The following is an 18,646-nucleotide window of genomic DNA, read 5'->3' on the forward strand; positions in this document are numbered from 1 at the left end:
TGCCTTAATTTAATAATTGCGCTAATATTTTGTTTTTCAAGTCCTATAAAAGAAACATTCATGAGCTATTTATTGGCCCTTGATCAGGGAACGACTTCAAGTCGTGCGATCATTTTTAATGAACATGGACAGGTTCAGGCAACGGCTCAACGCGAGACCCATATCCAGACGCCATATTCAGGCTGGGTCGAACAGGATGCACAGGAAATCTGGAGCTCCCAAATTGCAGTCGTCCAGCAGGCACTGGCTACAGCGCGCATTCTGGCCAAAGATATTAAAGCCATTGGACTGACCAATCAGCGTGAAACCACAGTGGTATGGGACCGCCGTAATGGTAAACCCTTGGCACCCGCCATTATCTGGCAGGATCGCCGGGCAACCGATTGGTGTAATCAGCTGATCCAGCAAGGCCTTATGGATCAGGTACAACAAAAAACCGGATTACGTATAGATCCTTATTTTAGTGCTGGCAAACTGGTTTGGCTACTGGCAAATATTGATGGATTACATGCCTTAGCTGAGCAGGGGCATGTGGCTTTTGGCACCATTGATAGCTGGTTAATCTGGAACCTGACCCAAGGTGCCGAGCATATTATTGAAGCCAGTAATGCATCCCGTACCATGCTGATGAACTTGCGCAATCAGAGCTGGGACGAAGAGTTATTAGAACAATTTAATATTCCGGCCTCTATCCTGCCAAGAATTGTGAGTTCCGATTGCTATATTGCAGATACTGCACCCGGTTTACTCGGTGCGACTATCCCCATCACCGGAATTTTAGGTGACCAGCAATCAGCCCTGTTTGGACATTCATGTTTTGAGCCTGGTACTGCCAAAAACACCTACGGTACTGGCTGTTTTATGCTCTTCAATACCGGCCATGATATTCAGTTCAGTCAAAATAAGCTCCTTTCTACCCTCGCCTGGCAGGCACAGGACAAAACGACCTATGCACTAGAAGGCAGTGTATTTATGGCTGGCGCAGTAGTACAGTGGCTGCGTGATGGTCTTGGTATTATCCAAAAAAGCAGTGATGTCGAAAAGCTCGCCAGTACAGTCGATGATACAGATGGAGTAGTTCTAGTGCCTGCCTTTACCGGACTCGGTGCACCGCACTGGGATAGCGAAGCCCGCGCCCTGCTCTGTGGCATGTCACGTGGCACCCATAAAGCCCATATTGCCCGTGCCGCTTTAGAGTCAATTGCCTTTCAAGTTTCAGATGTATTGACCGCAATGCAATCGGATATTAGCCATCCCTTAAAAGAGTTACGCGTTGATGGCGGTGCCAGTGGTAATGACATGCTGATGCAGTTTCAGGCAGACCTGCTAAATGTACCGGTATTACGTCCGAAAATGCTGGAGTCTACCGCTTGGGGTGCCGCAGCAATGGCGGGCTTAAAATCTGGCGTATTTGCAAGCTTTGATGAAATTGCACAGTCATGGCAACTCGACCGGGCCTTTGAACCCAAAATGCAGGATGACAAACGTGCAGCACATTTAGCCAAATGGCAAAATGCCTTAAAGCGGGCAAAGTCAGATTTATAAGCCTGATAAAAACCGCTGTCTACTACCGGTTTTCTATTGAATATTTTTTTACTTACTACTTTATATTGCGCTGAGATCAACACCCAGGGAGAGTCCAAAAATGAGTTTTACTGGCTTGCTATTTTTTGCGACCATGAATGACTGTACATCTTGATAACAATCCCCGATAGAACAATATAACCTGAAAATTTAAATCTATAAGCACCTCTGCTTAGAAAGGTGCTTATATACTCAGCTCATAGCCAATCTTGAGCTGCCAGATGGATTAATATGCATAAGAGGCAATAGCTGTAGCAATCGGCTTGTCTTCGTTATTGACCATAGTCATACGCATGGTACAACCCTTACGCCCCAATCTTAAGGTTTCTGCACGGGCAATAAAATATTTCCCGCGTCCGGGTGCCAGATAGTCTACCCGCATATCCACTGTTGCCAGTCGTGATACTTTTTTAATGGTCTCGGCAATGGTTTCTGGTCCTGCCTTTTTATATAGCTCTCCCATGGCCACAATCCCGCCAATACTATCGAGTACCGTGGCTGCCAGACCACCATGCAGAATCTGGAAGGCCACATTACCAATCATAAAGTCCTGCATCTCAATATAAGCTTCAATCTGACCATCGACGATCCGCATGGTCATACCATTATGCTTAAAAAAAGGAGAGGCATTAAAAGCATGTACCAACTGATTTAAAACCACATCAATATCCACCTTTGCTCCTAAATGTATACTACCTGTCCAGTTTTTCTCTGTTTTAGTCATAAGTCTGTCCGAAGCCACCACAATAAAACCGCTAATTTATGCCCAAAAATTTCAGATAGGGCTACAATAGCAGCCTAGTTTAATACTGATTGCTGAGATTTTTATGACCTATACGTTCAATCGTCCCGCATTTCCTGCAACTCGCATGCGTCGTATTCGTAAAAATGAGCATTTACGTTCTATGGTACGTGAAACGCATCTCAGTGCTGACCACCTGATTTATCCAGTTTTTGTACTGCCAGGGCAAGACCAGACGCAAGACATTCCAAGTATGCCCAATGTGCAGCGCCTGTCTGCTGACTTGTTGCTAAAAAAAGCGGAACGCTTGCTGGAACTGGGTGTGAATAAACTGGCGCTGTTCCCGGTAACGCCGCAAGAAGATAAAAGCCTGCTTGCAGAAGCAGCCTGGCGTGAAGATGGGCTGGTACAAACCACCGTACGTCTGTTAAAAAAAGAATTGCCGGAACTGGTATTGATTACCGACGGCGCGCTGGACCCTTATACTACCCATGGTCAAGATGGCATCATTGATGAAACTGGCTATGTATTAAATGATGAAACAGTCGAGGCCCTGATTAAACAGGCTCTGAGTCATGCAGAAGCAGGCGCCGACATCGTAGCTCCGAGCGACATGATGGATGGTCGTATTGGCGCGATCCGTCAGGCTCTCGAACAACAAGGTCATATTTATACTGCTATTATGGCCTATTCAGCCAAATATGCGTCGAGCTTCTATGGCCCGTTCCGTGATGCAGTCGGTTCTGCCAGCAACCTGAAAGGCGGCAATAAATACAATTACCAGATGGATGTTGGCAACCGCGCCGAAGCCCTGCATGAAATTGCTCTGGATATTCAGGAAGGTGCCGACATGGTGATTGTCAAACCTGGCATGCCGTATCTGGATATCGTTCGTGAAGTCAAAGACACCTTTGGTCTGCCGACCTTTATCTATCAGGTCAGTGGCGAATATGCCATGCTGGCCGCTGCAATCCAGAATGGCTGGTTATCTGACAGCGTGATTCTGGAATCTTTGATGTGCTGTCGTCGTGCCGGTGCAGATGGTATCTGGACTTATTTTGCTGAAGAAGCAGCTGTTAAACTGAAAGAGATGAAATAAACAGAAGGACCCTGGCGCAATGCATATCGCCATTATCGGTGCGGGTATTACCGGATTAATGTCCGCTCTGGAACTGCTGGAACAGGGATGTTCGATCACGATTTTGGATCAGCAGGCCGCGGGACAGGCAGCGTCCTGGGCCGGAGGCGGCATTCTCTCCCCCATGTATCCCTGGCGTTACCCGAATGCCGTCAATACTCTGGCTCGCCATGCCAAACCGCTGTATCAGACCTGGAATCAAAAACTGCAACCGACAAGCGGAATTGATTTTCAGATTCATAACACGGGCATGCTGATTTTTGATGAGTCCGATTTTGAAATCGGCTTGCGTTATGCCGAGCAATATCAGGATCCGCAGCAGCAGGCGCAACTTCTCGATCAAAGGCAGCTCGGACAGATCAATCCTAGAGTAGATCAGACGAAGTTCAAACAGGCTCTCTATTTTCCTGAACTGGCCAATATCCGCAATCCCCGACTGCTAAAGTCGATCATCAGCTATTTGAGGCAGCATCCCCGTGTGATCTGGCAGGAACATTGTAAAATCAGCCAACTCGATATACAGCAAGGTCATGTTCAACAGATATCAAGCGAGAATGGACTGAGTTTTCAGGCAGATCAGTTTGTGATTGCAACCGGCGCATGGTCAGCTTACTGGTCGGAACAGCTCGGCTTTAACATTCCGGTACAGCCGGTACAGGGCCAGATGTTGCTATTTAAAACACCAGAGCACTGGCTGCCCAGCATGTGCATGCACAAGGTCATGTACCTGATCCCACGCCGTGATGGTCATGTGCTGTGCGGCTCGAGTATGCGTCAGGTCGGCTTTGATACCTCCCCTTCAACCGAAATCCGTCAGGATATTTTTACTGCCTGTCTGGAGATGGTGCCAGAGCTGGCTGATTTTCCGATGGTGAAACAATGGGCTGGTTTAAGGCCCAGCTCACCCGATGGCATTCCCTATATTGGCAAAATGCCGCATCTGGACAATCTCTGGATCAATTTCGGTCAGTTCCGTAATGGCCTATGTATGGGCGCTGCGTCGGGGAAACTTCTGGCCCAGCTCATGCTGGAACAGCCGACTTTTGTTGATCCAGAGCCTTATAATCCGGCACAGCGTTTAGAAACTCAGGCTTTAGCGGTTTAACACTTCCAGTAGCGCCTCTTTCAGAGTCGGATAACTAAAAGTAAAACCAGCCTCCTGTAAAGCTTTAGGCTGAACATACTGTCCATTTAAAATCAGTTGGGATTGTTCGCCCAGCAGCATTTTCATGCTGCAAGCTGGTAACGGCAATAAAGGTTTATGCTTCAGCACCTGCGCAGCTATTCGAGCAAATTGAGCCTGACTGACTTTTTCTGGAGCCACCAGGTTAAAAATCTGGGGCTGAGTCGATTCCTGCATCAAAAATTCGATGGCCCGCATGACATCCTGAAGATGTACCCAAGTTACCGGCTGGCGGCCATGACCAATCTGGCCAAACAGATTAAATTTGATGGGTAATAACATCTGCGGAAGAATTCCTCCACCCTTAGCAAATACCACACCTAGACGAATAATCTTGGTGTTCTGCTCAGGATAAGATAAGGCCAAACGCTCCCATTCGGCACATAGCTCGGACATAAAAATGTCTTGTGCCGGGCTCTGTTCTGTACACACCGTATCCCACTGCTCTTCAGGATCAATGCCATAGTAGCCCACAGCAGAGGTTGAAATAATCCGTTTGGGCTTGATCTGATATCTTTCCAGATGCTCAAAAAGTTGCCGGGTGGTCTTTAGACGACTATTCTTCAGTTTCTTTTTACGGGCGGTGGTCCAGCGACCCTGACCAATACTTTCACCTGCCAGATTAATCACATAGTCAATCTGCTGGTTTTTTAATTCATCCAGATCATGAACCCAGTGAAAATCAGGATGCTCTTCTCGCAAGTTTTTCTGTCGGGTCAGACCGATCACCGCATAATCCCGTGCCAGTAAGAACCTTACCAGATGGCTGCCAATAAAACCGCTGGCACCTGTCATCAATACGACTGGTTTATACATACCGATCCTGCACTATTCTTCTTGTCATGATTCAGAGTATACGCCGCTCACCTATCAAAATGTCGAGTATAAAAATATTGATCAGTAAATGAAAAATCAGGCCATCCAGAATATTTCGGCTATTGCTCTTTGGCTCATTTTATTTATTAAATAAAGATTTGCGCTCAAACCATCTGAATATTTAAAATAGCCTGCGGTCTGGTTGATAGTTGCGTTAGTTTATAGATTTAATTTTACTAACCCTTTAAACATCCTGGTTTAGCAAGATAGGAGTTGCAGAAGCTTATATTTACCTTGGATAACCTCATTATTCATAAAATCCTGCAAATGGCTGTGTATAGCCAAGATCCAAATTTTGAGAGAGCCAAAGTCTTTTATCTATACACGACGTCCTGTCAGGATGAGTAATCTTTAACCTCCGTGTCCACTCACATATTTAAGGTTTTCTTGCATAAAACGGTTGAATGGCAACTATAGACCAGAAGTTTTAGCTGCCATACGCTGTGCCTGTTTGCCATAAAACCAGTAGGTCAGCAAATAAAGTGGAATGGCGATCAGAAGGAACATAATCACGACAATGCTGACAAATTGCGGCTGTTGCAAATACAGCAAAAAATCCTGCCAGGCATTTGGATTGGAACGGGTTGCAATCACAATCCCCAAAATTAAAAATGCCAGATTATAGCCCCAGTAAATCAGACTGAAGCCCAAGCTAAATTTTTTACGTTCGGTTGCAGAGGGTGCACGGCGCTGCTGTTTTAAAAATTTAAACAGAACCCAAATCATCGCCACCAGATAAGGCACAATGGTCAAGATGGCGCCCATGCCGGTTGGCATCAAGGCTGCCAGCACACCGCAAATACAGGTAAAGACAAAGCACAGGAAGAAAAACCAGAGAAAATAGCGAGTTAGCGGCACCATTAGAAGAACCCAAAGACGATTAACAAGCTAGTATAAAAAAAATTAAGTTTTTTTTCATTTTATTGTCAACCTCAGCCAAGATCATGACGTTATATAGGGTACAAGGTTCGAAAATTTGGACTGGCATCCACAAGTTTTCGTTCACTTCGCTAAAGCAATAAGTTCAGTGCAGGTGGAAATTTTGAACAGCAGCCAAAATTTTCATCTGCACAATTTTTGACCGACGATTTCACTATCACTCGAATCGTCGGTTTTTATTGTTTGGGCGCTGCATTTTGTCACTCTGACCAGATGAATCAGAGACTGTTTTATAGGAGCTAACATAAGGATCAGTCCTTATTTTTCAAGTCTGCTTTGCCTGGTTTGCATAAAAACTGGTTTAAAAGGGTAAATTTTTTCAAACCGGCCTGCATCAGCGAATGAAAATAAAAACAACCTGAAGCTGAATAAAGATGAGACCCGGCCTATACTTAAAAGCTGTCTCAACAATGGCAGGCAAACTCAGTAGGCTCTACGACCAAGTTCAATGGCTTACAAGCAAATAAGAAAGTATTTTTCAAGTAGACTTTTACTGGCGCTTTTTTCTATAGTAGGAAGGCAAAAATAAAGGTTGGTATACATGGCAGTTCATTTTCTTCATACTTCTGATTGGCATTTGGGGCAATTCTTCCATAACCATGACCGTGAATTTGAACATACGCAATTTCTGACCTGGCTACTTGAACAAATCAAGATCAAACAGCCGCATGCCCTGCTGATTGCCGGGGATATTTTTGATGTCATCAATCCGGCTTCAAGTGCACAACGACAGCTGTATCAGTTTCTTGCTGATGCGCATGAGCTGGCACCCCATATGCAAACCCTGATGATTGCCGGTAACCATGATTCAGGTTACCGGATTGAACAGGTACAGCCTTTACTGACCAAATTTAATGCCAAAGCGGTGGGGATTGTCGGCCGAACCTCGACCAATCAGCTTGATCTGGACCGTCTGCTGGTGCCAATTTATGACCAGAACCGAACGATTGTGGCCTGGTGTCTGACCTTGCCCTATTTACGCAGCGCTGAAATTACCGGAATTAACGAACACACTCATAACAGTCAGAATGCCATCAGTTATCTGCATCAACAGCTGATCGCAGAAGCCAAAGCACGTAAGGCGCGCCATCAGGCTCTGATTTTAATGTCACATGCGCATATGCAAGGTGGTGAAACCTCAGATTCTGAACGCCCGATTATAGTGGGCAATGAAGAAGCGCTTTCAACGGCGCTGTTTGATGAAGTCATCGACTATGTAGCACTTGGCCATCTGCATAAGCCGCAAAAAGTAGGCCAAGCGCATATCCGTTATAGTGGCTCACCGATTCCCCTGTCTTTTAGTGAAATTCACTATTCGCATCAGGTGGTTGAGGTCAAAATTGATCCCGAGCAAAAGGCTGAACAGCGCTTTCAGTTTGCAGCCCTGCAAGTACCGCGTACGGTAGAACTGTTTAGAATCCGGGAAAATCTGGACAATCTGATGAATAAAATCCAGGCGCTACCTGCGGGTGAAATTGAACATCTCGCTGCCCGGCATTTTCTGGAAATTGAATACACAACCGATGCCCCGCCGCCAGTCGATTTACGTCAGCAGATTGAACAGGCGCTGCCAGTCAATCGTTATCGTCTGCTCAGGATCAGCCGAGTTTATCAGCGTCAGGCAGACGATCCGGCGGATAGTTCCAAAATTGATCTGGCGCCTCCAACGCCGGAATCACTATTTTTTAATATCTGGGAAAAAATGGGCTATCGTCAGGACCCTTCGGTACAGCAGGATTTTCAGCAGCTGCTGGTCGAAGCCCAACATGAACTTGCACAAAAACAACAAGCTTAGGATCAGCCATGAAAATTATCCGTCTGAGCCTAAATAACCTCGCTTCTCTCGCTGGTACGCATCATATTGATTTTGAATCCAGCCCGCTGGCTTATGCTGGCCTGATTGCCATTACCGGAAAAACCGGCTCCGGCAAGTCCACCTTGCTCGATGCCATGTGTCTGGCGCTATATAACGAAATTCCGCGTCTGAAAGGTGCAACCGGTAGCCTGAAAGATGCGGGCGGCCAGGATGTCTCCATCAAGGACACCAAGAATATTCTGCGCCGTGGCTGCGTACAGGGTTTTGCCGAGCTTGAATTTATCGCTTTGGATCAGAAACGCTATACGGCACGCTGGGAAATCCGTCGTGCCCGGCAAAAAGTCGATGGTAATTTAAAAGTAGAACGGGCCATTACCTGTCTGGATGATCAGCGGGTGTTAAACCAGAAAATTTCTGAATGTACCCCACTGATTGAAAAACTGGTGGGCTTGAGTTTTGAGCAGTTTACCCGTGCGGTTCTGCTGGCTCAGTCTGAAGTCGGTGCCTTTTTAAAAGCCAAGGATAATGAGCGTGCCGATTTACTGGAATATCTGACCAACTCACAGATTTTCAGTCTGGTCAGCCAAAAAGCATTTGAAAAACATAGTGAAGTTAAACAGAAACGGGCTGATCTAGAAAAACAGATTGGCTATCTGGAGCTATTATCCGAAACAGATATTGCCACCTTAGAGCAGCAACATACTGCCTTAAAACAGGTGATTGAGCATTTTAACCAGAGTGAAAAAGTGCTGGACAATGATCTAAAATGGCATCGTCAGCAGCATTATTTATATACTGAAATTCAGGCCAAAAAAGAAATTTATATGGTTCAGCTGGATGCCGAGCAGAAGATGGCACCCCAACAACAGCTGCTGGAACAGCTGGACCAGTTTCAGCAGATCCGGGAACAATTTGTCCAGCAACAACAGCTCCAAAATCAGCGTAGCCACTTTCTGGCCGAGCAGCACAGTGTCGTTGCCGAGTTTTCAGCGATTCAGCAGCAACGTGACACTCAGCAGCAGAAGCTGCTTCAATTGCAGCAACAGCAACAACAGCAGCAGCAAGAATTTCAAAAGATCAAACCCTATCTCGATCAGGGATTAAAACTGGATCATGAGCTACAGTCAGTGGGTGAGCAGTATAAACAGCTTGCAGCAGAGCAACAGACTTATAAAGCCCGGCAGATTCAGCCTGTACAGGAGCAGATCTGCCAGACCGAACAACAGTTACAACAGCTTCAGCTGCAATCTCAGCAGATTCAGGCACAACTCGAACAACAGGAATTTTTAGCGGCTTTTGATCATGAGCCGCAGGCCACCCTGCAACGTTTGCAGGAATATCAGGCACTGCGTGAAAAATTTATGCAGCAGTCTCCGGCAGTTTTTCAAGCGGGCCCCGCTGAACTGCAACAGCAGCAACAGCGCTTAGCTGAAAATTTGCAAGAATTCACGCAGCGCTATACCGATCTGGAGCAGCTCGAACAGCAATTACAGCAACTGCAAAGCCAGCAACAGCAAGCCGGTATCCAACAGTTAAAACTGGAAAGCCTGATCCAGGCTGCCCAGAAAATGGCTGGACTTGAGGCTGAAAGCCAGCAACTGAATAGCCAATTACAGCAGCATCAAAATACCTTAAAGCAACTCACCACGGAACTGCTTCAATTACAACAACAGCGCCAAGAAGCCGAACAGTCCTTTGAACAACTGCAACAGATGCTCGCACAGCAACGCCTGTTACAGGCGCAGAGTGTGCAGGAATTGCGCGCCCAGCTAAAACCTGATGAAGCCTGTATGGTTTGTGGCAGTCATGAACACCCTTTTGTGCAGCATCAGGAGTTACTGGAAAATGCCTTGCAGCAGCTGCATGATCAACAGCTTCAGGAAGCCCAAGAAAAGTTGCAGCAACAGACTCATGCATGGCAGCAGGCACAGATCCAGCAATCTCAATTACATACCTTGATTGAGCAACAACAGCAGCGCAATCAACAGCTCACCACCACACAGGCACAGCAAAAAGCCCAGCTTCATCAGGAGATGCAACACTTTGGCTGGCAAGTGAATGCAAACCAGAATACCGAGCAGCTACAACAGCAGCTTGGCCAACATGCGATTCATCTGCAGCGAGAACAACAGCAGCTTGCACAACAGCTCCAGACTCAGCAAGGTGACTGGAAACGCTGGCGTCAGCAACAACAACAACTGGATCAGCTGCATTTGAGCATGCAGCAGTATCTCCAGCTAGAACAGATGATTCAGCCCGTTCTGGCACATTTGCCCGAGTCCCTGCAAAATGTCTGGGTCAAGGATACTGGCTCGAGCTGTCAGCAGCTGTCTCAGCAACTGCAACAGCGCCAGCAGCAATGCCAAGAGTTTAAAACCCTAGAAACCCACATTCAAAACCTCAATCAGCAACTTGAAAAAGCACGTGATCAGTTGATTCTGCATCAGCATCATGATGGGCGGTTACAACAAAAGCTGGAGACGGCGCTTCACCAGGGTAAAGCATTACGTGAACAGCTGAATAGCCTGACTCTCAGTCATGCCGGACAAAGCTATCGCACGGCACAGGAATGGCGTGACCATCTGGAACAGCAGCAACACATACTGGATGAGCAGCTACGGGCACAACAGCTTATTGCCCAGCAACATGAACAGCGCTTGCAACAGGCTGAATTGAAAAAGCAAAGTATCAGCACCCAGATTCAGCAACTGCAGCAGCAGATTGAACAATGTCAGCAGGCGATTCAACACTGGCAAAGTCGGCATCCTGATTTTAATCATGAGCATATCCAGCAGTGCCTAAATATTGATCTGCAACAGCACCAGCAAATCCGCCAGCAATTACAGCTACAGCATCAGACTGTAGGAAATGCCAAAACGGCCTGGCAGATTCTGGAAGAACAATATCAGCATCATCTGAAATCCAAGCCCGAACTGAGCTTTGAAGAAGTTGAACTACACTTAAATAAACTGGCTCAGGAAAAGGCTGAACAACAAAATGCCTTTAATGAAGTCGATACCAAGCTAAGGATTCATGCCAATAATCAGGTGACCTTGCAAAGACACCAGCATCAGATTGAACAGGTCAAAGCTGAAGAATACCGCTGGGGTCGGATCTATGACCTGATCGGACACAAGGAAGGCAGCAAATTCCAGAAAATTGCCCAAGAGCATCATCTGGATATATTGGTGGAATACGCTAACCAGCAGTTACAGCCGCTGGCACCGCGTTATCAGCTGTACCGGATTCCGGACAGTTTAAGTCTGGCCATTATTGATCTGGACATGAACAGCGAAGTGCGTCCGGTGCTCTCTTTATCCGGGGGGGAAACTTTCCTGGTTTCGCTGGCGCTGGCTTTGGCGATTGCCAATATGGCCTCCGGCTCGATGAAACTGGAATCCCTGTTTATTGATGAAGGCTTTGGTACGCTGGATCCGGCCTCCTTGCACATGGTAATGAATGCTCTGGATCATTTGCAGAGTCAGGGCCGTAAAGTGGTACTGATTTCGCATGTTCAGGAAATGCATGAACGCATTCCGGTACAAATTCAGGTCAAACCGGTCGGTGCCGGTGCCAGTACAATCGAGATTATAGGTTAAAGATGACCCATCCGCCGAACCAGCTCTCGCCCTATTTCAGCTTACAGCTAGAGAGCTTGCGAGGCATCAGTGCGATAATAGTACTATTTAGTCACTGCTTTCAGGCCTTTATTGCCCCTTTTGATCTCAGCCTGTATTCATGGGTGCGTCTGCTGGGTCAGGCCGCAGTCATGATCTTTTTTGTACTGAGTGGCTATTTGATCGGAACTTCCATCCAGAACCATTCCCGACGCTATGGTCAGTTTAATGTACGGCATTATGCGCGGCAGCGTTGTCGCCGGATTTTACCACCTTTTCTGTTTGCTTCTGCTTTAAGCTTGGTTTTATATATGCTGGCGCCTTGGTTTTTTGCTTCACAAAGCCATCATTTTCAGAACAGTTTTGGCATGATGATCCGGACTGACTATGACATTACAGCTCCAGATTTTATCGCTTCGCTGCTGTTTCTGAATGGCTTTATTGGCCCCACCGTATCTGCCAACGCACCCCTTTGGAGTCTGAGTTTTGAAGTCTGGTTCTATGTGCTGGCCGGATTTCTGCCTTTTCTGAAAACCTCTGAACTCGCCAAAATCGTCTTTCTACTTCTGTTCACTACGCTGTCGGTGTTGAATATCCAGTTTCTGTTTTATTTTCTGCTCTGGCTGACAGCGTTCGCCAGTGCACACCGTCATCTCCAGCTCCATTTTTTAGACCGCTTACAAGCCATTAAATCCGCCCTGTTAGCTGTAGCCTTGATCATTGCCTGTCTGGATGCCTATCAATTTCAGGTGATTGAACAAACAAAATTTTACACCACGCATTATTTTGTGCCTTTTAATATTTGCATCGGACTGGCCTTTGTCTGCTGGCTGGTGCAGCTACAACAGCAGCAGAGCTGCTATCATCCGGTCTGGGTGCAGTCTGCAAATTTTTCTTATACGCTCTATGCCACCCATTTTCCATTACTGTTATTTATTTTAGGGACTGTGCCTGCAACGCTGGCTTATGGTCTCGGTGGTGCTGTATTAGCGCTACTCGGCAGCATGTGTGGCTTAATCCTCTTTGCCTGGCTCATGGCCAAATGGCTTGAACCACAAAGAAACCAAGCGTTATCCAATACCCTGCAATAACGCTTTTTTGCCCAAAGAATCTGACCGGCTTTATTCAGCCTTTTTAGGACGCGCACCAAACAGCGCTGTTCCGACACGAACCATGGTAGAGCCAGCTGCAATCGCTTCGGTCATATCGGCAGACATGCCCATACTCAAAGTATCCCAGTCCTCAGGATGGGCATGCTGAGTCTTTACCGCATCAAATAAGGCTTTGGCATCTGCAAAGGCCCGGGTATTTTCAGGAGCAGGAATCACCATCAGGCCGCGTAAGCGTATATTCGGTAATGGGCTGATCTGCTTCACCAGTTCGCTAAGTTCTTCAGGCTGACAACCATCCTTACTGTCCTGTCCGTCAATATTTACTTGTAGACAAATATTCAGTGCCGCTTGAGAATCGCGACGCTGATTGGATAAACGTTCGGCAATAATCAGACGATCCACCCCATGCACCCAGGCAAAATGTTCTGCCAGAGGCCGGGTTTTATTACGCTGTACATGTCCAATAAAATGCCACTCAATGTCCAGCGCTTTTAGAGCCGTGATTTTTTCCAGTGCTTCTTGCAGATAGTTTTCACCAAAGGCCTGCTGTCCGGCCTCATACATCTGCGCCAGGATAGCGCTTGGCTGAGTTTTGGAGACCGCCAAAAGTTGTACCGAATCCGGTTCACGTCCGGCCTGGGTACATGCGCTCTGAATCTGAGCTAAAACCTGATTTCGTGACTGTTGCAGCATATTCATTGATGAGGTTCTCATTTTGTCCTGATTTTTTTCCCTTGCTCGCCAACTAAGGGTTGGTTAAGCTGACGGAAAGCCTTATTATTCTAGCAAAATAAATAATATTTTAATGAAATTGGGGACCTGATGGATATCACAGAACTGTTAGCCTTTTCTGCTAAAAATGGTGCGTCAGATTTACACTTATCTGCCGGCTTACCGCCGATGATCCGTGTAGATGGTGAAGTACGTCGTATTAACCTGCCTGCACTGGAACATAAGGAAGTACACAAGCTGGTTTATGACATCATGAACGATAAGCAGCGCCGTGATTATGAAGAAAACCTGGAAACTGACTTTTCTTTTGAAGTTCCAGGTGTGGCCCGTTTCCGTGTCAACGCCTTTAACCAGAACCGTGGCGCTGGTGCGGTATTTCGTACCATTCCTTCAAAAGTCCTGACCCTTGAAGATTTAGGCATGGGCCAGATTTTTAAAGATATCAGTGAATATCCACGTGGCCTGGTACTGGTCACCGGACCCACCGGCTCGGGTAAATCAACCACCCTTGCCGCCATGCTCGATTATATCAATGATAACCGTTATGACCATATTCTGACGGTTGAAGACCCCATTGAATTTGTACACCAGTCGAAAAAATGTCTGGTCAACCAGCGTGAAGTCCACCGTGATACGCACGGCTTTAATGAAGCACTGCGTTCAGCACTACGTGAAGACCCGGATATTATTCTGGTCGGTGAGATGCGTGACCTTGAAACCATCCGCCTGGCCTTAACCGCGGCAGAAACCGGTCACCTGGTCTTTGGTACCCTGCACACCACCTCCGCAGCCAAAACGATTGACCGTGTGATTGACGTCTTCCCGGCCGAGGAAAAAGACATGGTACGTGCCATGCTATCAGAGTCTTTACAGGCCGTTGTTTCACAAACCCTGCTCAAAAAAAATGGTGGTGGTCGTGTGGCAGCACATGAAATCATGATCGGTATTCCAGCGATCCGTAACCTGATCCGTGAAAATAAGATCGCGCAAATGTACTCTGCGATTCAAACAGGTGCCAACTATGGAATGACCACACTGGATCAAAGCCTAAAAACCCTGGTTTCCAAAGGAATCATCAGCCCGCAAGTAGCGCGTACAGCAGCCAAACAGCCTGAATCATTCTTATAAAAAACAGTTCATTATATTGGGGGCTTGAGCATGGACTTTAATGGCTTACTGAATTATATGGTAGAGAAAAAGGCCTCGGATCTGTTTATTACAGCCGATGTCGAACCTTCTATCAAAATTAATGGCCAGATTGTGCCGATTGGTTCGGTAAAATTACCAGGGGCTGCGGTGGGGCAACTTTTAAACTCCATCATGACTGAAAAACAGCGTAAAGAGTTTGCAGAAACCCGTGAATGTAACTTTGCGATCAGCAATCCGGACAAGACTGCGCGCTTTCGTGTCAGCGCTTTTCAGCAACGCGATCAGCCGGGCATGGTCCTGCGCCGGATTGAAACCGTAATTCCCACCATGGACCAACTGAAGTTGCCACCGATTCTTAAAGAACTGGCAATGACCAAACGTGGCATCATCATTTTTGTAGGGGCCACTGGTACAGGTAAATCGACCTCACTGGCCTCGCTAATTGGCTACCGCAATGAAAATTCCAAGGGCCATATCATTACCATTGAAGATCCGATCGAATTCGTCCATCAGCATAAGGGGTGTATCATCACCCAGCGCGAAGTCGGGATTGATACAGACTCCTTTGAAATCGCCCTGAAAAACACCCTGCGTCAGGCACCAGATGTGATCCTGATTGGTGAGATTCGTTCCCGTGAAACCATGGACTATGCAATTGCCTTTGCCGAAACCGGCCATCTGGTCTTTGCGACCCTGCACGCCAACAATGCCAACCAGGCCATTGACCGGATTATCCACTTCTTTGAAGCAGACCGTCATAGCCAGCTGTTTATGGATCTATCCTTAAACATGAAGGCCATCGTGGCGCAGCAGCTGATTCCAACAGTGGATGGAAATGGTCGTCGGGCAGCCATCGAACTTCTGATTAACTCGCCTCTGGTGGCAGACCTAATCCGTAAAGGTGATGTGCATGAGATCAAGGACCTGATGAAACGCTCGCGCGAGCTGGGCATGCAAACCTTTGACCAGGCACTTTATGATTTATATAAAGCCAAACAGATCAGCTATAAAGATGCCCTAAAACATGCGGATTCACCAAACGACCTGCGTCTGCAAATTAAGCTGTCTGAAGAAGGCGGCGAGCATTTATTGCGTGCCAATTCCAATATCACCTTTGATGGTCAAAGCTGATCATTTAAGAGCCATAAGAAAAACAGGCTTCTTATGAAGCCTGTTTTTCTTATTTTAAGCTGAGCCGGGATTATTTTTTACGGTAAGCTTCCTGACATTCATAGGCATCACAGTAACCGTATAAATTAAGCGAGTGACCGGTTAGCTCGAAGCCGAACTCCCGAGCCACGTCATGCTGCTCTTTTTCAATGGTATCATTAATAAATTCAACAACTTTGCTACAATTCACACAGACCAGATGGTCGTGATGATCTTCCTGCATAATTTCAAAAACGGAATGATTGTTTTCAAAATTATGACGTTCAATAATTCCCGCGGCTTCAAATTGCGTTAACACACGATACACAGTTGCAAGACCGACATCTTCTCCCTGTTCGAGTAAAGTCTTGTAAATATCTTCCGCACTAAGATGATGCTGTTTAGAGTTTTCTAATAATTCTAATATTTTAATTCGTGGAAGGGTGACTTTCAGTCCAGCTTTTCGTAAATCTTGGTTTGAAATAGGCATGTAAAAAGGTCTCTCAACAAAATCAAAGTTGGAATATAGGCAACAAAGTTTAGATGCAGTATGATCTATCCTTGGATCAAATGCATCATAATTAATTGGGATAGTGTAGCAAAATGCAAAAACTCATGTTGACGTTATTCGTCACCTCACTGCTGGTCGGCTGTTCGGCATTAGGTGTCTACAAAGTAGATATACCGCAGGGTACTCCTCTCACTCAAGCGCAGGCTTCCAAAATCCAGGTGGGAATGAATCACCAACAGGTACGTTTCTTACTCGGCAGCCCAACGGTGACAGATCCAATGAATCCTTTACGCTGGGACTACATCTACAACTATACCCCGGGAACATATGCCAAAAAGGCCAAGATCCCAGCCGCCCAAGGCCAGCATTTAAAAATCTACTTTAATGAATCTGGCGTGGTGCAGCGGATTGAAGGTCTGGAAACAATTCCAGCATCTCAACCCGGTTTACCAGGTTCTAAAGAAGCAATTTTAAACGCACCTCCACTATAGTCGGTTTTTCATAAAAAAGCCCCTGAATTTTCAGGGGTTTTCCGATTAACTCAATTGATCTATCAAATTACCAGCAAATACACCGAATCAGTCGTCAGTTCCTAGGAAGATGTCTTGAGTTGCTTAAAACGGTTTCCCTTGGCATAACGGCCCACCGGATTTTTTTCTGCACGTTTACGGCGTATATCTTGGGGATTAATGGTCAATACACGATAAATTTCTACACGATCCCCAGCAGCCAATGGCTGCTGCTGATTCTGCAAGCGCATTCCAAAAATTCCTAATACCAGCGGCTCAGGCAAAGTGACCTGCTGTGCAATTCCACTTTGCTGAACAGCATCCAGCGCAGTCATTCCAGCCTGAAAAGGCAATGCAATATGAAACTGCTGTTCCGGGGTGGCATAGGCCACCCAGACCATGGCCTTACTCATCACACCCACTGCCCGATCACAGCCAGCAATGCAATGATGATAGAAAGCGGCAGGACGACACGCACCGCAATACGCCAGATATTATAAAAAGCTTCATTGCTGAAATTCATAGACTTACGTAAATGACTAATCTTCATGATCCAGCCCGCAAAAATGGCATAGACCAGGCAAATGAGCAGCCCCCAGATGATTAACAAGCCATTAAACACCGGAGCTGTATTTGGAATAAGCCAGATCAGAGTCGCTACACTTAGAATCAGCCATTGCATGGCGATATTTAGCTGACGTTGTTGCAACTGCTCACGTGCCATTTGCAGTATAAATGCGGCAGCAGCCACAATTGCTGCGCACAATGTCAAAGCTGAAATTTGTGCCTTAACAGCAAAGAAAGCAAAGGCCACCACGGCCAGCAATTGCGCGATCCAGATTGGCAGTACAGTTTTAGTTGCAACAGATTGCTCTTTTACACTTGCAAGGCTGGACTGCCAGTACAGTCCCATTCCCAGACCACTGGCCACCAAAGCCAGTACCGTTGCATTGCCCCACTCTGAAAATTCAATTGGGGTGATTTGCCAGGCAGGTAGTGCCGTTCCCTGTATATGGGCAAAGGCCAGCGAAGCCAATACCCCGACGGTACTCAGCAACAGTAAAATTTGACGGGGAAGCAAAGAGAGCGCCAACGCGAATACGGCAAGGCCTGCAAACAGTATTTGCGGCGCAACGTCAATCGCCGCAATGCTGAGTAAACCACTGGCGTTGTTGAGCATGGCACCGGCTAAAAATGGAATAAAAATCACGCCAAGCCAGCCAACAATACGCCATTTTTGTGATGCATCCGCTTCCCGGGTCAAACTTGACAGCGCTTGCACGGCGGTGGTTTTAGAGCGTTTGGCTAAGGCAATTTCCAAATAGCAAACGGGAAGCGCCAGAATCAGCATGGTGCCTAACCAGAGCATCCAGAAATCCAGCTGACGATCAGTCTGTATACCTGTTATCGGTGCGAGCGTCGCGATGATAATAAACGATAAACAGAAAGCCATCAGCGGTGATAACCATTTTGACATAGCTTTGTCCTGCATGATGCATTCCTATAAAAACCTAGCGCTATTTTGCCTTGTGAGGCCATGAAAATCAAAAACAAAAAAGCAAATCACCAAGACAGTGATTTGCTGCGCG

16 protein-coding genes are annotated in these 18,646 nt (G+C 46.6%); 9 read left to right on the forward strand and 7 right to left on the reverse strand.

From position 1 onward, the window contains the following. Positions 1 to 60 precede the first annotated feature (60 nt). Positions 61 to 1,545, forward strand: a complete 1,485-nt coding sequence (glpK, locus tag NI467_RS09310; RefSeq protein ID WP_253152533.1) for a glycerol kinase GlpK — start codon at positions 61 to 63, stop codon at positions 1,543 to 1,545. Between the two features lie 265 nt (positions 1,546 to 1,810). Here the strand turns inward: glpK and NI467_RS09315 are convergent, their stop codons facing one another. After that, on the reverse strand, positions 1,811 to 2,308 hold the full coding sequence (locus NI467_RS09315; protein ID WP_151204233.1) for a thioesterase family protein: 498 nt from the start codon (positions 2,306 to 2,308) through the stop codon (positions 1,811 to 1,813). A gap of 103 nt (positions 2,309 to 2,411) precedes the next feature. Between NI467_RS09315 and hemB the strand changes: the two genes are divergently transcribed. Both hemB and NI467_RS09325 read left to right on the forward strand, forming a co-directional pair. Further along, positions 2,412 to 3,425 carry a porphobilinogen synthase gene (gene hemB / locus NI467_RS09320; RefSeq protein ID WP_174659431.1) on the forward strand — a complete coding sequence of 338 codons (1,014 nt, stop codon included), beginning with the start codon at positions 2,412 to 2,414 and terminating at the stop codon, positions 3,423 to 3,425. A gap of 19 nt (positions 3,426 to 3,444) precedes the next feature. Then, positions 3,445 to 4,569 carry an FAD-binding oxidoreductase gene (locus NI467_RS09325; RefSeq protein WP_253152534.1) on the forward strand — a complete coding sequence of 375 codons (1,125 nt, stop codon included), beginning with the start codon at positions 3,445 to 3,447 and terminating at the stop codon, positions 4,567 to 4,569. Here the strand turns inward: NI467_RS09325 and NI467_RS09330 are convergent. Both NI467_RS09330 and NI467_RS09335 read right to left on the reverse strand, forming a co-directional pair. Then, positions 4,558 to 5,463 carry a TIGR01777 family oxidoreductase gene (locus tag NI467_RS09330; protein ID WP_253152536.1) on the reverse strand — a complete coding sequence of 302 codons (906 nt, stop codon included), beginning with the start codon at positions 5,461 to 5,463 and terminating at the stop codon, positions 4,558 to 4,560. The two genes, NI467_RS09325 and NI467_RS09330, sit on opposite strands and share 12 nt — an antisense overlap. 471 nt (positions 5,464 to 5,934) lie before the next feature. After that, on the reverse strand, positions 5,935 to 6,384 hold the full coding sequence (locus tag NI467_RS09335; RefSeq protein ID WP_253152538.1) for an ABZJ_00895 family protein: 450 nt from the start codon (positions 6,382 to 6,384) through the stop codon (positions 5,935 to 5,937). A gap of 619 nt (positions 6,385 to 7,003) precedes the next feature. Between NI467_RS09335 and NI467_RS09340 the strand changes: the two genes are divergently transcribed. The 3 genes from NI467_RS09340 to NI467_RS09350 are packed head-to-tail and all read left to right on the forward strand — an operon-like array spanning position 7,004 to position 12,986. Continuing rightward, positions 7,004 to 8,257: an exonuclease SbcCD subunit D C-terminal domain-containing protein gene (locus NI467_RS09340; RefSeq protein WP_253152540.1), complete on the forward strand. Its 1,254-nt coding sequence runs from the start codon at positions 7,004 to 7,006 to the stop codon at positions 8,255 to 8,257. Positions 8,258 to 8,265: 8 nt separating this feature from the next. Beyond that, positions 8,266 to 11,877 carry an AAA family ATPase gene (locus NI467_RS09345; protein WP_253152541.1) on the forward strand — a complete coding sequence of 1,204 codons (3,612 nt, stop codon included), beginning with the start codon at positions 8,266 to 8,268 and terminating at the stop codon, positions 11,875 to 11,877. Between the two features lie 2 nt (positions 11,878 to 11,879). Beyond that, positions 11,880 to 12,986, forward strand: a complete 1,107-nt coding sequence (locus tag NI467_RS09350; protein WP_151203747.1) for an acyltransferase — start codon at positions 11,880 to 11,882, stop codon at positions 12,984 to 12,986. A 30-nt stretch (positions 12,987 to 13,016) separates the two neighbouring features. Here NI467_RS09350 and NI467_RS09355 read toward each other — a convergent pair whose 3' ends face one another. Then, on the reverse strand, positions 13,017 to 13,706 hold the full coding sequence (locus tag NI467_RS09355) for a YggS family pyridoxal phosphate-dependent enzyme (RefSeq protein WP_253152569.1): 690 nt from the start codon (positions 13,704 to 13,706) through the stop codon (positions 13,017 to 13,019). Positions 13,707 to 13,829: 123 nt separating this feature from the next. Between NI467_RS09355 and NI467_RS09360 the strand changes: the two genes are divergently transcribed. Then, positions 13,830 to 14,867 (forward strand): type IV pilus twitching motility protein PilT, encoded by a 1,038-nt coding sequence (locus NI467_RS09360; protein ID WP_151203744.1) that lies wholly within the window; start codon positions 13,830 to 13,832, stop codon positions 14,865 to 14,867. 30 nt (positions 14,868 to 14,897) lie between these two features. After that, entirely contained in the window at positions 14,898 to 16,019 is a 1,122-nt protein-coding gene (locus NI467_RS09365) for a PilT/PilU family type 4a pilus ATPase (protein WP_151203742.1), read from the forward strand. 70 nt (positions 16,020 to 16,089) lie between these two features. Here the strand turns inward: NI467_RS09365 and fur are convergent, their stop codons facing one another. After that, positions 16,090 to 16,527: a ferric iron uptake transcriptional regulator gene (gene fur / locus NI467_RS09370; RefSeq protein WP_253152582.1), complete on the reverse strand. Its 438-nt coding sequence runs from the start codon at positions 16,525 to 16,527 to the stop codon at positions 16,090 to 16,092. A 113-nt stretch (positions 16,528 to 16,640) separates the two neighbouring features. Between fur and NI467_RS09375 the strand changes: the two genes are divergently transcribed. Beyond that, the gene (locus NI467_RS09375; protein WP_151203738.1) at positions 16,641 to 17,039 is read left to right on the forward strand and encodes an outer membrane protein assembly factor BamE; all 399 of its coding nucleotides are present in this window, start codon (positions 16,641 to 16,643) and stop codon (positions 17,037 to 17,039) included. A 101-nt stretch (positions 17,040 to 17,140) separates the two neighbouring features. Here the strand turns inward: NI467_RS09375 and NI467_RS09380 are convergent, their stop codons facing one another. Together NI467_RS09380 and NI467_RS09385 are read right to left on the reverse strand one after the other, a co-directional pair. After that, entirely contained in the window at positions 17,141 to 17,470 is a 330-nt protein-coding gene (locus tag NI467_RS09380) for an RnfH family protein (RefSeq protein ID WP_253152584.1), read from the reverse strand. Then, positions 17,470 to 18,549 (reverse strand): hypothetical protein, encoded by a 1,080-nt coding sequence (locus NI467_RS09385; protein ID WP_253152586.1) that lies wholly within the window; start codon positions 18,547 to 18,549, stop codon positions 17,470 to 17,472. The genes NI467_RS09380 and NI467_RS09385 overlap by 1 nt, the downstream gene beginning before the upstream one ends. Between the last annotated feature and the right edge of the window lie 97 nt (positions 18,550 to 18,646).

It is taken from the genome of Acinetobacter sp. S4397-1 (genome assembly GCF_024129285.1).
Lineage (GTDB): Bacteria > Pseudomonadota > Gammaproteobacteria > Pseudomonadales > Moraxellaceae > Acinetobacter > Acinetobacter lwoffii_C.

What these genes read in the sequence shown, in the direction of transcription:
- NI467_RS09385 (WP_253152586.1), bottom strand. Translation starts at nt 18,549, where the DNA reads ATGCAGGACAAAGCTATGTCAAAATGGTTATCACCGCTGATGGCTTTC.
- NI467_RS09330 (WP_253152536.1), bottom strand. Translation starts at nt 5,463, where the DNA reads ATGTATAAACCAGTCGTATTGATGACAGGTGCCAGCGGTTTTATTGGC.
- NI467_RS09345 (WP_253152541.1), top strand. Translation starts at nt 8,266, where the DNA reads ATGAAAATTATCCGTCTGAGCCTAAATAACCTCGCTTCTCTCGCTGGT.
- NI467_RS09325 (WP_253152534.1), top strand. Translation starts at nt 3,445, where the DNA reads ATGCATATCGCCATTATCGGTGCGGGTATTACCGGATTAATGTCCGCT.
- NI467_RS09355 (WP_253152569.1), bottom strand. Translation starts at nt 13,706, where the DNA reads ATGAATATGCTGCAACAGTCACGAAATCAGGTTTTAGCTCAGATTCAG.
- NI467_RS09375 (WP_151203738.1), top strand. Translation starts at nt 16,641, where the DNA reads ATGCAAAAACTCATGTTGACGTTATTCGTCACCTCACTGCTGGTCGGC.
- NI467_RS09335 (WP_253152538.1), bottom strand. Translation starts at nt 6,384, where the DNA reads ATGGTGCCGCTAACTCGCTATTTTCTCTGGTTTTTCTTCCTGTGCTTT.
- NI467_RS09350 (WP_151203747.1), top strand. Translation starts at nt 11,880, where the DNA reads ATGACCCATCCGCCGAACCAGCTCTCGCCCTATTTCAGCTTACAGCTA.
- NI467_RS09365 (WP_151203742.1), top strand. Translation starts at nt 14,898, where the DNA reads ATGGACTTTAATGGCTTACTGAATTATATGGTAGAGAAAAAGGCCTCG.
- NI467_RS09315 (WP_151204233.1), bottom strand. Translation starts at nt 2,308, where the DNA reads ATGACTAAAACAGAGAAAAACTGGACAGGTAGTATACATTTAGGAGCA.
- NI467_RS09380 (WP_253152584.1), bottom strand. Translation starts at nt 17,470, where the DNA reads ATGAGTAAGGCCATGGTCTGGGTGGCCTATGCCACCCCGGAACAGCAG.
- NI467_RS09360 (WP_151203744.1), top strand. Translation starts at nt 13,830, where the DNA reads ATGGATATCACAGAACTGTTAGCCTTTTCTGCTAAAAATGGTGCGTCA.
- NI467_RS09340 (WP_253152540.1), top strand. Translation starts at nt 7,004, where the DNA reads ATGGCAGTTCATTTTCTTCATACTTCTGATTGGCATTTGGGGCAATTC.
- hemB (WP_174659431.1), top strand. Translation starts at nt 2,412, where the DNA reads ATGACCTATACGTTCAATCGTCCCGCATTTCCTGCAACTCGCATGCGT.
- fur (WP_253152582.1), bottom strand. Translation starts at nt 16,527, where the DNA reads ATGCCTATTTCAAACCAAGATTTACGAAAAGCTGGACTGAAAGTCACC.
- glpK (WP_253152533.1), top strand. Translation starts at nt 61, where the DNA reads ATGAGCTATTTATTGGCCCTTGATCAGGGAACGACTTCAAGTCGTGCG.